The following is a 15,230-nucleotide window of genomic DNA, read 5'->3' as shown; positions in this document are numbered from 1 at the left end:
ACGAAAATTCCTTGTAGTCTGGATTCTGTCTCACCTAGTGTTGAACAAACGTAAGAGTGTGGCAACTGGGTTCAAAGAGAATATCCAGACGGAGACTACTAGTGACCGTGACGGGTACAAATGAGACCGGATTATCGTTAACGTCCGATTCGAAGAGAATTACGGTTTAACATTAATTTATATGCCAAGAATAGCCTTCAATTAAGGATGTTCTTGGCTTTTTTCATTAGAGTAATAGACTATATCATTGATTCAAGAAATACCTTTATTATTCACTTACACAAAAACCGTACCCGCGAACATTAGTTCACGGGTACGGTTTTCTTACATTAGTCTGTAATACCTAATTCCTTCTTCACTTTCTCCAGTGTCATACCTTGATGACTTTCAACAGCATCCTTTAATTCATCCAATGTATGGTTTCTCATTAGATAATTCATTTCTACATAACTCCAATCCTTCTGATCGACAATACCATCTAAATTGATATCAGCAGAACGATCATCAGTCTGCCATTTTTCTTTCAAATATAGCGCATCGAATATATCAATGACATCGTCTTGATTCACGTCACCTGAATACGTAAACGCAGTGATGGATGTCAATGTCCCGGTAATTTCTCCATCTTCCTCTTTATTCACCATGATCTCTTTAAAATATGTGAAGTGACCCGGGATATTCACTTTTAGTGTATATGGTTCAGGATTTACAGGTATGTTATCGAAACGGAAGCCTGCTCTATTAGTAATTCCAGCTGTGTATTCTTTTCCGTTTGGACTAATCAACGCAACGGAAGCACCGACTTTCGTATAGTCTCTGGAAAAATCAACGGAAGTGTCAGGATTTAAGAAACCTTGACCGACAAATCCCCCACTGATGATACCGGTTTGATTGAGCAGTTTCAACCCTTCAATATATCCTTGTGCCGTGATGGTATCTCCATTCGTGTCAATGTATCGATTACTGGTAAAGTTAAATCCTGCATAATCAGTCCATATCTTATCGGTTACTTTAAATGTCACATCCAACAGTGGAAGTTCTCCTGTAATCTCCTGATCTCCGTTTAGGATTAGGTCCACCTTTGCATTAGAAACTGAACCACTAGACATATCAGTTTGTACATCTACATCGTAACCGGATAACGCATTATTTTTTTTAATATCGAGAATTTCCATCGAGTCAGTATAGTATAAAGTGAACTTTGCTTCTTTTAATCGCTTTACATTGTTGGCTGTCATCGTAAATGTAACAGTGTCTCCAGGTTTAGCGGACTTCTTATCGTAGGTTCCTGTCATGTAGGAAGTACCTTCAGGAAGAAAATGATACGTCTTTTTTTCCGTTTTGTTCGTCGCAGCATCAAGAGCATCCAATGCTGCTATATTATATGTCTGTCTGACAAGAGGGATATCCATTTCAAACGTACCATCTTCATCGGGGAAGATTCTATATTCAGGAAGCATCGCGTACAAATATTCATAGATGAAATTATCTGCCTGACTAATGTCAATACCTGCATCTTGAATATCCTTTACTTCCTTGTCAAATAATGTTCCGGTTACTGGGTAGGATTCTTGACCTTCCGAGAATTCATAAACAAGGTTATCATCAATACTCGTTTTAAATTCTGGTTTCGTATTATCGACAAAAATGTCTTCTTCTTCAGTAAAGGTTCTGCCATTTTCATTCGTTGCAATAAATTTCAATTTATAGTGTCCTTGTTTGGCGAACATTTCCTTTAGGTGGACGGGATAATCCTCATCTCCTGTAAACGGATAATAATTCCCGCCATATCCGTATAGTCCATATGGGATACCGATTTGTAAGTCACTTCCATCGAAGTTTCCGACATATCCAATATCTTCACCTGTTTTTCCATCTGCTAACACAACATCCACTTGCTCTACGTTGGAATTTAGCTGGAAACCAAAGGCAGCAACAGGTAAAAATCCAAAATAGCTTCCTGGATTAGTGGTTAATACTTGTTTATCAAATACTAAGAAGTCAAATCCTTCCCCAGCAACACGGATCGAAAACGGAATTTGATAGATTTCATCTGCATCGTTTTCATTTTCATAGGTGATGTATCCTTCGTAAAACCCTTGATCTGCTGTTTTTGGAATCATGACAAAGGCATTGGTTTTCTTGGATTTTCCGGGTTTAACCGAGATCTTCTTATCCAATACAACCTGAACACCGTTCTTGTTTGCATCAAGGGAATGACTTGTAAAGTCAACCTTTCCTGTGAAGGTTTTCTTTTCCTTGCCATGATTGCTTACTTGTATTGTGCGCTGATCACGAATATGTTTCCCATCGTTGTATTGGAGGCCAAAGCTGATGGAGCCTGTTTTCTCAACAATGATGACTTCTTCTCCATTTGCAATGTTGGTTGTTTCATCGATTACCTGGAATTGTATGGATGAATGAATCGCTTCATATGGGTCGACTCTCCCTGCACCCACTTCAAATACGCTATAATCCCCGTTTAACGGATCAGCCGTATTCATTAATAGTGTTTTTATGTCTTCTGGCTGTAAATCCGGATTGGATTCTAATAGGAGGGCAGCGATCCCGGCTACTTGAGGAGCAGCCATGGATGTCCCTGATAATCGCTGATACGCATATTCATAGTTGTCCACATCCTCAGGATTTATCATGTAAGATGGAACAGTGGATTGAATACCTACTCCAGGAGCTGTCACTTCAGGTTTGATATCATAATTAAATTTAGAAGGTCCTCTTGAGCTGAAATCGGCTAGATGATCACCCTCTGTTTGAACGGTGGCGATTTTATTAAACATGAAGTCTTCAGAATTTGAGAGTTTTTCAAGTAATGTTTCTCCATCGCTTTTTGTTAAACTGAATGTTGGGATGAAATCCTTATTTTCACCCAGGAAGTAAGGGATATGCCCTTCTTCTTCGTTATTGTTGTAGATCATGATCGCTTTAGCCCCATTTAGCTTTGCATATTTGATCTTGTCATTCAACGTAATTTCCCCGCGACTTACAAGAACGATTTTGTCATGCACATCTTTCCCGGAATAATCATCAGACCTTCCTAAACCCACTTCTACGATTGGCAGTGCCTGGCCTTCGAAATCTTCTATTTTATTACTATAGTGTTTTCCTAATAACTGTAGGGTAACAGATTGCGATGAAAGCTGACCTTCGTATGTAATGATATCAAGGGGAGTATCGCTTGCACCAACCGTTAATGCCAGTGCAGAAGATCCTGGTGATCCAAGAGTATAGGGTGCATCCCCTGAATTTCCTGCAGCTACGATTGTCGTTACTCCACTAAGGACGGCATTGTTAACCGCGACACTGGTCGGAAAATAGGGATCATTGATGGAAGCGCCTAATGATAGGTTAATGATGTCCATGCCATCTTCTACAGCTTGGTCGATTCCTTTTAGCACATTTTCTGTGGTCCCGCTGCCATATGGGCCCAGCACTCTATACCCATAAATGTCTGCATCAGGAGCTACGCCTTTTGTGGCATAGTCACTCTCATTTGTACCTTGACCGGCAATGATTCCAGATACATGGGTACCGTGTTCCGTATAATAAGAATGTCCCACTGAAAATTCTGGTTTGAATTTAGCATTTTCCCAGTCCTGGTAGGTTGTTTCCATTGGATCTTCATCATTATCTACAAAGTCATATCCACCTTTATAGGCTTCTCTTAAATCAGGGTGATTATAATCTATTCCAGTATCTATGACACCAATTTTAAGTCCTTTACCTGTCAATCCTTCTTCATGCAGTCGGTCAATTCCAAGGTATGGATTGCTATCTGCCATTCTAGTTGAAATACCGAGACTTGTTACTTCAGTTGAAGTAGGTGGATCAATTTTAAATGTTTCATTCCCCCAAATCGTCTTTACAGTTTGAGTTTGTAATAATGATTTTACTTTATTTGCTGGTAAGGTGATCGCAACCCCATTAAACGCCTCAGTATAATGATATTTAATATTATATGACTTCTCTTTGGCCTTTTCCTTTTTGAATATTTCCCCAAGTTCTTCTTTAAACTTCTTTTGCTCTTTGTCAATAGCATTCTTAGCATCTGTTTTTGTCAGCTTATTTCCTTCTGAGCTTGCTTGAAGTTGAGCCGCTTTGACCGGCTTCTGATGCAACTCCACAATAATAGAAGTCTTTTCATCGGTATCAAGGTTGACATCAGGGGATAACTGCAGCCCTGTTTTGTCGTTTAATTCTAAGTTCTTTAAGGCCATTCTTTGGGTATCAGTAAGTTTACTGAGCATTTCCGTATGAGAAACGAGAGTTTTTTCGACTGTCTCACCCAATGCACTTTCAGGGGAATAGGATATTGTGCTGAATACCATTCCCAATGACAGTCCGGCTGTGGCTGCTTTTTTTACTAACTTGCTCTTGTCCAAATGATACACTCCTCCTTGATAGGTATTTAGTAAGTAGATTGAATTTTCTTACTATTATAAAAATCATCTCATAAATATAATGGGGAATGTATTGGGGTAATTTAGAGAACGATGAGCAACGGATGTGTCTTTAATTCTGGGTAATTCGATTTATTATTTTGTGTATTTTCATGTTTTAGGCTGAAAGTTATTAAAATGATTTAGTTCATTTGATAGTCTTGTTTTTCCCAAATGTTAATTCGTATTATCCGATCTAACGAAAGTAGTAGATTAATGGTATTTCTATGTGCCTTGTCTAGGTAGCTGTTTTGTCAAGGATCTTCAATATTGCCCAATTCGTATGGTTACAAGGTCTTAGTGCAAAGGTTTGTTTTTTTCGTTTAATACTCTGAAAATATCGATTTTTCAGTATTCTCCTACTCATTAGAAGGAAAAATAATTAAGATCTTCTCTTGTAAATGGACTAAATTCCCCCAAATGACATCATGAAGATTCGACAATATAATTATAAGTAGTATAAATAGGGGGTAAAAAATGATGAGAAATAGCAAATTTCCTAAGGTTGCTCTAAGCATGGGACTTCTGTTGGGAGCAACGGGGCCAATCGGTTTTGACCCAGTTGTACAAGCAGAATCAGGATCTAATGCCATGAACGTACTTGCGGATCTTTCGAAAGAGCAGCGTGAAGCACTTGATAAATTAGAGGCCAACCGAACATTGAGAGGACTTCAATTGTCGAGGGAAATAGATTTAAAAAGTGATGAAGATATAACCGTTATTGTCGAATTTGAACAGCTTCCTGCAAAGGCAGAGCAAATTCAAAAGTCCCTCAAGGGTGAAGAAGTTTCTCTTGAAAAGGCAAAGAAAAAAGTGGAAGAGTCCCATGAAAAATTCAAGAAAGACCTGGATGAGAAGTTCGTGAAAAAGACAAAATCCGGGAAAGATAACTACGAGCTCAAACACTCCTATAAGAATGCGCTTAATGGAGTGGCCATCACTCTACCAGCCAATAAGGTTGAAAATCTATTAGACTCAAACGTTGTAAAAGCTATATATAGCGAATTAGAGGTTCAGCTCACTCCTCCACCTAAATCAACAGTGGAAGAAGGGACAACGACCAAAGTGGATAGTATTCCCTTCATGAATATCGACAAGTTACATAAAGAAGGGTTTACAGGTGAAGGAGTGAAAGTTGGGGTTATTGACACAGGGATCGATTATCATCACCCGGATTTAAAAGATGCTTATAAAGGTGGATATGACTTTGTAGACAATGATGATGACCCGATGGAAACAACGTATGAGGATTGGGAAGCGGCTGCTGGATACCCGGAAGTAAACCAAGGTAACACATACTACACAGAACACGGGACACACGTATCAGGGACAATCGTTGGCCAAGCTGAAAATGATTCTGATTATAAGGTCATAGGAGTGGCCCCTGATGCAGAATTGAACGTTTATCGTGTATTAGGTCCATATGGAAGTGGATCGAACAGCGCGATCATTGCCGGAATAGACCGGGCCGTTGCAGACGGGATGGATGTCATTAATCTATCACTTGGAGCACAAACGAACAATCCTTTGGATGCTTCAAGCTTAGCGGTCGATAATGCCGTGTTAAGTGGCGTAACGGCAGTCGTAGCTGCCGGGAACTCAGGAGATCTTGGGAATAGTACATTAGGTTCGCCTGGTGCTGCCGCACTTGCTTTGACAGTGGGCGCAAGTTCTGCTCCATCTTTTGTCACCACTTATGATGGTGCGTTTTCAGCAGAAGGCAAGGAGCTGGACGGAAACCTTCAATTAATGACCAACAAATGGACGGATGAGTTTAGTAACCTCCAAGGACAAAGCTTTGAAATGGTCGAAGTGGGAGAAGGCGGACCAGCTGATTACAACGGGAAAGATGTCAATGGGAAAGTGGCCTTTGTTGCCAGAGGTACTTATGCCCTCATTGAAAAAATGAACTATGCAAAACAAAATGGCGCGGTTGGTGTTGTGATTTATAATAATAATCCAGACGAAGGCCATATTCCACATTATCTAGGTGAAAGTAACGATAATATCCCTACTTTTTCGTTATCAAACCATGCCGGATTAGAAGTAAAAGAGCTATTTAAGGAAGGTACACCTAGGATTACTCTTGGTGAAGTAGGGAAAGCAGAAATCAGTGGAGACGAGCTGGCTTCCTTTAGTTCGAAGGGCCCTTCAGGAACGTTATATGATATCAAGCCAGAAGTGACTGCACCAGGAGTGAATATTTTATCAACCGTTCCCGCTTATGTTCAAAATAAAGAAGATACTACGGATTATTCGCATGCCTACCAACGATTATCTGGGACATCAATGGCGTCACCTCAAGTGGCTGGTATTGCAGCATTGTTACTTCAGGCACATCCCGGATACAAGCCAAGTGATATTAAATCTGTGTTAATGAATACCGCCGATCCCTTGAAAAATCAATATAGCGTATTTGAAGTGGGAGCTGGAAGAGTAGATCCAATGCAGGCGATCCACTCTGATACAATGATTTCTGTTCTGGATGAAACGCCATTTATTGAAAATGGGGAAGAAGTAATCATCCCGGAACAAACCGGTGCCCTAAGCTACGGTTTCATACCGATGGGGGATGAACACATCACCAAAACAACGAATCTATCAATCACAAATAATAGTGATAAAAACAATAAATATGCTATTTCCGTTGAGTATAATGTTGGAGCGGAAGCATCAGGGTCACTGGATGCAGAGAAAAACGGTGTAAGACTGAATGTTCCCGGCTCGATTAAAGTAAAGAAAAATAAAGAGGAACGCTTCAATGCATTCCTTACGATTCCGAAATCAGCCCAAAAAGGGACCTATGAAGGGTATATTGTAATTAAGAACCAGAAGAATCCAGAAGAAATCTACCGTATTCCATTTGGGGCAAAGGTAGTGGAGGAAGGAATTGGGCACTTTGAAGTATATACACCGAGTATTTCGACAAACCGTGTGAAAAATCTTTACAGCAGAAAGGCGACTGATCTTGATTTCAGATTAAACTCGCCAATGGAAAGGTTGGACTGGGTATTAGTTGACCCGGAAACGAAAGCAGAATTGGGCTGGATTACAGGAGTGAATGCAACAGGAGCGGCGATTGACTATGATTATTTCATTGATGATGGATTTGCAGGGTATTATTACCCGCTAACTGGACATGAAAAGAAGCCAATCAGCTATACAAGAATAAGGGCAGAAGATGGCATATATGAAGTCAAAATGATCGGTACGACGAAGGATGGCAGACAGTATGCTAAAACGTCGACTATTAGCCTTGATAATGGCGCGCCGAAAATTAGTTTTGATGAGACAAATGCACTACCGAAAGGAGATCTTCCAATTGTTGAACTGCCAACAGGCCAAGATACAGTAACATTATCAGGTACTTTGGTGGATCCGGAAATGAGTGAAACCCAAAAAGCAGGTATGTCATTAACTCCGGCAAGTAACAACATATGGTACGGTCCAACTGGCCCGAATTACCAACTTGAAGTAGATGAAAATGGAAAGTTTTCAAAAGAATTGAATGTTGGAACAAGCTCCATAAGGGAAATGCAATATCTTGGTGCCGATTATGCAGGAAATACTGCGGTGCCAAAGGTTGTTTATTATGCAAAAGAAGGATCACAGTATATATTTGCAAAACCAGATAAAGAGTCTTATCAAATGGGAGATAAAATTAAGTATACCTTCTATGCTAATAATTTGAAAAATGCCCAGCATTTATCTATGACCTTCAATTATCAAAATAAATACTTTGATGATTCTGTTGATTTCCAATTAGGGGCTGATCTGCCAGAAGGGTCAGAATTAGTAGAGACAACGACTACTCCAGGAACTACCAAGACGATCATCGATATTACTATTCCTGACGAAGGAGTCTCTGGAGATGTTGTTTTATTTGAGGTCGTAGCAGATACCAGTTCAGATGAGTTTAGAAATATTTATTCTCCCCTGTTCAGTAACTCTACAATGCAGGTGAATCATGGTCCTAGAATTCAAACGAAAATCGGACTTCACCCCATTTATCCAGCGTTTTCAAAGGTGGATGCGGGATATTTAGGTGCAGAAGGACTGCTTACAGACAAAGGTGGAATGGATCACAGTAGAGATTACTCGACTGTAGGAGCAACTGTTCAATTAAAAGATACAAAAGGGACCATTTATCCAGCGAGATTAGAACCAAATGGAGTCATTTATTTCGATAAACTCCCAATAACAAAGAAGAAATATACCATGATCATTGATATCCCAGGACACTATACGACATATACCCCGCTTGAGGTTGGTCGAGAAGAGAATGGTATAGATATCGGAGAATGGATTTCTTATAGAACAGCTGTATCAAAGCCAGGGGATATTAATAAAGATAATGCCATTGATATCCATGATGCATTACTGCTGCAAGAGCATTGGGGAACAGACTATCGAAATACAGATATAAACTTTGATGGTACGACAGATGAACAAGACTTTACCCTTCTTGAAAAGTATTATTTATCAGAAAACGACTTTGTTCTTGATACACCAAGTCCTCAATCAGAAGTGAATGGTAAAACGATAGACACGATTAAAGATGAATTGGGAATTAATCCTTAACAGCTACATTCCACAACATCATGGTGATCATCGTAATCAACCAGAAGAAAGGGTAGTCCTTTAAAGGACTACCCTTCTTAGTACTTTAGTTGGTGAAAACACCCTATGATCTCAATAAATTTTGAATAATAAAATCAGTTGGGAGTGATAACGTTGAGTTCAGGGATCCTTATAAAGTTTTATAGAGAGAAAAAAGAATTAACACAAGAAGAACTGGGAAAAGGGATATGTTCTGTTACACATATTAGCAAAATTGAACGTGGAAACACCCAATATTCCCCTGAAATCACACATTTGCTAAGTAAGAAACTGGGGATTGACCTTAAAAAAGAAATGCAATCGCTTCAGAAATATGAGCGCTTACTTGATCAATGGCTTGATAGTATGGTGTTACAGCAAAAAAGTGAAATTGAGAGATTAAAGAATGAGGTAGAAGAGAATGCATTATTCCTTATTCAATCTGTGAAAAATAAATATTTCTTATTGCAATCAAGATACTACCTTTTGGAAGGAAACATAACCCAAGCAGAAATCCTTTTGGATAAAATGAAAAAACACCGTAAAGAATTAAACGCATATGAAATTCATTTGCTTCATCACCTTTTGGGAATCACAGAAGTACTGAAAGGGGACTTCAAGAAAGCACTGGAGTACCTGCTTGAAATCAATGAAAAAGAATATTTAAATCATGAGTTTTTCTATCAGATCGCCATTGCCTATCATAACCTTCATTTTAAAGTAAAGGCTTATTACTATAGTGAACTCGCCCTGGATTACTTCAGGAAAACGAATAATTTTAAAAAAGTCATTGATGCTGAAACTATCAAGTTGATAAACGAAGGAAGAAACGAACTTTGGAATTTTGAAGATCTCGTTGATCGATATAATCGATTAATAGCACAATGTGATATTCTCAATGAAACCTCTAAAAAGGCGGCTTTATTAAGCAATTTGGCTTATGAACACTCCTATGCAGGGGACAATGAGAATGCGAAAAAGTACTATGAGAAGACATTATCTTTACTGGGAAAAAATAAAAACTCTCCTACCTATCTTAATAATCTGATTGGGTACGTTTATTGCTGTTTACACATTGAAGGAGATCAAGACGAACAGCAGCTCAAGCAATTAATTGAAATAGGCAGTCAAATTGCAAAGGACATCCACGATCAAAGCAGCTATCAATTCTTCAAAATGCTGAGTTTATTATTTGAGAATAAAAAAAATCAGTACTATCAATTTATTGAAGAAAAGATCATTCCTATGTTAGAGGAAAAAGGAAAACATCAACAATTACAAACATATGAAAGAACCATGTATCAGCATTATTTAGAACAAGGAAATCAAGAGAAGGCTCTCCAGTATGCGAGTAGATTGGTTCAAAATTGTTAGATGAAACCGCGAAAAATTTGGATTCGTCCCCAAAAATTAAGCAAGTCGGAAGACAATATTTTGTAAATAGATCCTCAATTTAGAGAGGATCTTTATATAGGTAGAATAGAATTCTTTCCAGACCAAGAGTACGGGAAAAAAGTACCTTGGTTTTTTATTTTTTGAAGCAAAACCTCTACTAATCCCTTAAAAAACCAGAAAGAGTGGACGTTATCATTAAGCCCTCCAGCATTTTATTTCTAATCAGTAGACTAAACCAACAGTAAATTTACAAAAGATGCCTCTAACCGACAAATTTGGGGGATTGAAATAGTGATATAAGACTGGTTATTCTGTCACATTTCAGAATTCTTCTTATGAGAATATAGACTTCTTTAATTTCAATGCTAGAAGATATTAGGTAATAATACCTATAACCCTAGAAGTTCCTCCCCTTGTAAACCCCAATACACTATGTCTTCGAGCTGTGTAATAATAAAGATAGAAATCAGAATCTTAATGAAATTCTGATTAGAAAAAAACTTCTTTTACTTCCATGAGAAAATACACACAACACAACCAGAATAGAGGGTGAGAAATGGAGCAAGTAGTGAAAATTGTCAGAAAAGCCATACCAATCGTAATCTTTTTACTCATCATGATGATCATCGTTTCCATCTTCATAAGCCTGAACAGCAGTAAACCGCTATCCTTTTTTGGATACAAGCCGTTAACCGTATTGTCGAATAGTATGGCTCCTACCTTTGAGGCTGGAGACGTGATCATTACCCGAGAGATGGATGCAGAAGATCTTAAAGAGGGAGATATCATCTCCTATTACAACCAGGAGAATAACCTGATTACTCACAGAATCACCTCCATTGTGGGGGAAGACGGAGTAAAGCACTTCTATACTCAAGGTGACAATAACAATGCGGTAGATGAAGATGTCACAACGGCAGATGAAATCGTAGGGAAGGAACTCTTTCATATTCCAAATCTTGGTTTCCTTTCTCAATATACGAAAGGCCCGATGGGTTTCTTACTATTCATTATTGTTCCATTAACAGGGTATGTGTGTTTAACGGTTTATGAAAAAATCAAACCGAAGAAGCAAGAGGAGTTTACCAAATCATAAAAAATAATGGGGGATTGACATGTTTAAGTTGAAAAATGCATTTTTAGGAAGCGCATTAGTAGGAGCAATCGTAGTATCTGGAAGCTTTGGTACATATTCTTGGTTCACATCCGAGACAAATGCCACAGGAGAGATTACAAACGGTACATTAGAAATCAACAACTCACAAGACATGGAAACAAAGATCATCGAAGCTACTGGGTTTGCCCCTTCTCAATTAAAGTACGGTGAATGGTTAAAGATTGAAAATACAGGTGATATGGATGCATATCTTCGAGCTACCTATAACCAGTCTCTAAGTGCAGATGTACCTTTAGATTCCTATAAAGTAGGGTATATCGCTTATAAGTTCTCTGAAGGACAAGAAATGACAGACGACATTCTGGAAGAATCAAGAATCTACTTAGATGAGTTATTCAATGGGACAACCAATGAAGTAAAATCTATGTCCAAAGCGATCGCTCCTGGAGTTGAAATGGTTGTCGGATTTGTCGAGGAAGAAGAAGTTCAACCTGCTGCAAAAGCAAAAGGCATGAGTGGGAAAGCCAAGATGGTACTTGGGGATGGTTCAAAAGAAGGCGAGAAGCATGAATTCTGGCAATTAAATGATGACCAATATATTGATCTTTCTTTCGCAATCAAACTGGATGAAAAAGCCGGTAATGAGTATCAAGGAGTTACTTATACATCGAATTTGAATGTAACAGCCAAGCAAATGGATGAGGGTGCAAAAAACTAAGTTACACCTAAAATAGAATAACTTCGCGAATAACGTTTGAAAAGGCAATCGATAGGAGACAATCCTGATAGATTGTCTTTTTTTTTACTCTTAAATAAAGGAGATCAAAAGTTTATGAAGAAGTGCTACTGGAGTGTCCTTTTCCTGCTCTTTATGATGTACATGGGAGGATGTCAGGAGAACATAGGGGAAAATGCCTATCAAAACGAGGAAGAGGCGGTGAAAGAGACTATGAATTCGTCAGTTAAAGTTGACCCATCGATTAACCTTTCAAGTAAGAAGGTTATTTCCGTTATTATTGAGTTTAAGACAAAACCTGCACAAATCGCCGTTTTAGAAGCAGAAGCTCAAGGCGTGGATATGACCTTGGAGAAAGCCAAGGAACACGTTGAACAAAGTCATCAGGCTTTCGAACAGGAACTTCATGCCTTCCTGGATGATAATGAAGTAAAATATCGAATCAAACACAGGTATAAGACAGCCTTTAATGGGGTGTCAATAGAATTACCGGCAAATGAAATTAAGAGATTAACGGGGTCTTCCGTTATTTCAAAGATATATCCAAACCAGGAAATCCAATTGGATCCTCCTATCCAACCTTCAGATCAAATGTAAAAAAGATAACCGGCACACCTTGAATCAGTCTGGTGCGCCGGTTATCTTTTTTCTCTAATTTTAAAAGCTACAATCATTTTCGGAAAATAGTATAAAAAATGTGAGAGAAATCGGGAAAATAGATTAGGTATTAAGAATTACATCCGTTTTCGTTCTATTGCTAAATAATTGAAAAATTTTCAAATATGCAAGAACTAGTGTGTGAATTTCATTGAAATGTATTTTGTGGAGTGAAATTATCAGGATGTTGAGAAAAAAGAACTAGGTAAATAGTACTTGTTTAGACGGATGGACATCCACTGAAAACCCCAATTTTTTCATGATCACTTACTAGTATAATAGAAATAGAACCTATATTAAATTAAAAAATCAAAAGCGTTGGAACCGTTGTTTGGATGAAATGAACCAACTTATACTACATCACCATGGAGGTTAAAGCATGCATATTGGGACATTTATTAAGTATTATAGGATCTTTAAGGGGATGACCCAAAAGCAGGTGGGAGATGGGATCTGTACCCCTGGACATATCAGTAAGATTGAAAGCGGACACTTACAGATTACGGAAGATAAAATTAAATTGTTCAATCAAAGGTTAAATATTAACGTTGAGAAAGAGTTAAAGGCGTATAAAAAATTACAATTAGATTTGGAATTGTGGCATGATGTCATGATCAAGCAGGTAAACGGAAAAATTGAATTATTGAAGGAGACCATCGAACAAAATCCCTTAACCAAAATTGAAACCCTGAATGGCACCTTTAAGCTACTGAAAGCAAGGTACTTTATCATGAAAGGGGAGGTAATAGAAGCTGCATTCTATTTAAGTCAGTTTTCTAATAAGCGTCTGTCCTTCCATATGTTCGAATACGATTTTCAGTTATACTATCATATAAAAGGCATGTATGAGCTTGCAAAAGGAAATCCACAAACAGCCCTGAAGTATTTGGAGAAAATAGATCGAGATATTTATTCAAACCCTGAAGCCTACTATTATATGTCAGTTTGCTACCATGATCTTGGGCAGTATGACAAGTCCCTGCGTTATAGTCAGCTGGCTCTGAACTATTTCAAGGAAACGTTTAATTTTACAAGATGTGTAGACGCTGCTACGATTCAGTTGGTAGCGGAAGGCAGAAGCGAAGAGTCGAGTCTGGCCTCGTTGGTAGAGAAATATGATGAGTTGATCCAACATTGTGATAATCTCCATGATCATAGGAGAAAAGCCGTTCTTCAACTGAATTTAGGGAATCTTTACCGAGATGTCTTTGATGATAGAAAGGCAAGAGATGCATTTCAAATGGCATATGGATTATTGAAGCATGAGTCCGATAAAGAAATGTATGCAAACAGCCTTTTTGGTTATATTGATAGTTCCATGAATGTAGACGGTTCCGCAAATAATGAAAAATATGCAAGTTTAGTAGAAGAGGGACAGGCATCTGTGAGAGATATGAAAAATCCCTGTATGGAAACTTTCTTTACGATGCTTGAGATCAGGGTCCATGAGGGAGAGCAAGCATATTATCAATATATAGAGAATGTCATCATCCCCCTATTGAAGGAAGAAGGGAAATACGCTCAGTGTAACTATTACATTCAAAAACTCTACATTCATAATCAAATGGATGGGATAAAGGCAAAAGGAAAAGAATGCGTTTTAAGCTGACGGTTATATGATCAGAAATTACAGTAAAGGAGTGGTTTGATGGAAAACCCGGATCGTTTAATTTCTTCATTTGATGAGGTGACATTAAGTGATTATAAGATGCCCATCATCTGTATTTATTCCAGTCCGCAAGATTATCAAGGCATGTTTGTAGCAAGGCTATTCGACGTGAATCAACCGACTCATTATATTTTGATGAGACCTACATTAGAAGCAATCAGAAGTGAAATTCCCGAACGTTTCTCGATCGTTCCGAGAGCAAAAGAGGAAGATCCGAGCATTGTCGAGACATGGATTTAATTCAAAGTAAAATGAGACTTGGACAAAAGTGTTTTAGTCTAAGTGAAACTCGAACAAATCTGCATCCTAGTATTTAGATTTGTTCGGGTTTATTATTTATTTTCGGACCACTTGATTTTAGCTGTTTCCAGCGGTTGATTGGAGTGCAAGACGAAGACTCCTGCGGGAAAAGTAGCTTATGTGAGACCCGTCCAGCTCCGGGGCTTAGAGGCACATGTCTTAAGTCAAACCCTCCAAGAAGGCAAAGAACGCCTTCGTGGACGCTTCGCCTTATGCCACCCGCCTCTGAACAAAGCCCCTCCGCTTTTCTTCCCGCAGGCTTGCCGAGGAGGCTCACGGGCTACCCGCGGAAAGCGTAGT

General features: G+C 38.6%; 8 protein-coding genes. 7 read left to right on the top strand and 1 reads right to left on the bottom strand.

Annotation, left to right across the window (positions count from 1 at the left end; all coding sequences use genetic code 11):
- Positions 1 to 329: 329 nt before the first annotated feature.
- Positions 330 to 4,400, bottom strand: a complete 4,071-nt coding sequence (locus FZC88_RS14065) for a S8 family serine peptidase (protein ID WP_148970143.1) — start codon at positions 4,398 to 4,400, stop codon at positions 330 to 332.
- Between the two features lie 537 nt (positions 4,401 to 4,937).
- Here FZC88_RS14065 and FZC88_RS24675 point away from each other — a divergent pair.
- The 7 genes from FZC88_RS24675 to FZC88_RS14030 all read left to right on the top strand — a co-directional run bounded on the left by FZC88_RS24675 (position 4,938) and on the right by FZC88_RS14030 (position 14,870).
- Positions 4,938 to 9,038 carry a S8 family serine peptidase gene (locus tag FZC88_RS24675; RefSeq protein ID WP_187443633.1) on the top strand — a complete coding sequence of 1,367 codons (4,101 nt, stop codon included), beginning with the start codon at positions 4,938 to 4,940 and terminating at the stop codon, positions 9,036 to 9,038.
- Positions 9,039 to 9,191: 153 nt separating this feature from the next.
- Positions 9,192 to 10,430 carry a helix-turn-helix domain-containing protein gene (locus FZC88_RS14055; protein ID WP_187443390.1) on the top strand — a complete coding sequence of 413 codons (1,239 nt, stop codon included), beginning with the start codon at positions 9,192 to 9,194 and terminating at the stop codon, positions 10,428 to 10,430.
- A gap of 577 nt (positions 10,431 to 11,007) precedes the next feature.
- Positions 11,008 to 11,547, top strand: coding sequence for a signal peptidase I (locus tag FZC88_RS14050; RefSeq protein WP_148970140.1), 540 nt, complete (start codon positions 11,008 to 11,010; stop codon positions 11,545 to 11,547).
- A 19-nt stretch (positions 11,548 to 11,566) separates the two neighbouring features.
- A complete protein-coding gene (locus tag FZC88_RS14045; RefSeq protein WP_148995337.1) occupies positions 11,567 to 12,286 on the top strand; it encodes a hypothetical protein in 720 nt (239 codons plus the stop codon).
- A 114-nt stretch (positions 12,287 to 12,400) separates the two neighbouring features.
- Positions 12,401 to 12,901: a protease inhibitor I9 family protein gene (locus FZC88_RS14040; protein ID WP_148995336.1), complete on the top strand. Its 501-nt coding sequence runs from the start codon at positions 12,401 to 12,403 to the stop codon at positions 12,899 to 12,901.
- A gap of 439 nt (positions 12,902 to 13,340) precedes the next feature.
- A complete protein-coding gene (locus FZC88_RS14035) occupies positions 13,341 to 14,570 on the top strand; it encodes a helix-turn-helix transcriptional regulator (RefSeq protein ID WP_148970137.1) in 1,230 nt (409 codons plus the stop codon).
- Between the two features lie 39 nt (positions 14,571 to 14,609).
- Positions 14,610 to 14,870 (top strand): hypothetical protein, encoded by a 261-nt coding sequence (locus tag FZC88_RS14030; RefSeq protein WP_148970136.1) that lies wholly within the window; start codon positions 14,610 to 14,612, stop codon positions 14,868 to 14,870.
- Positions 14,871 to 15,230 lie beyond the last annotated feature (360 nt).

This window comes from Rossellomorea aquimaris (genome assembly GCF_008180865.1).
Lineage (GTDB): Bacteria > Bacillota > Bacilli > Bacillales > Bacillaceae_B > Rossellomorea > Rossellomorea yichunensis.
This window is presented reverse-complemented; position numbering and strand designations above follow the sequence as displayed.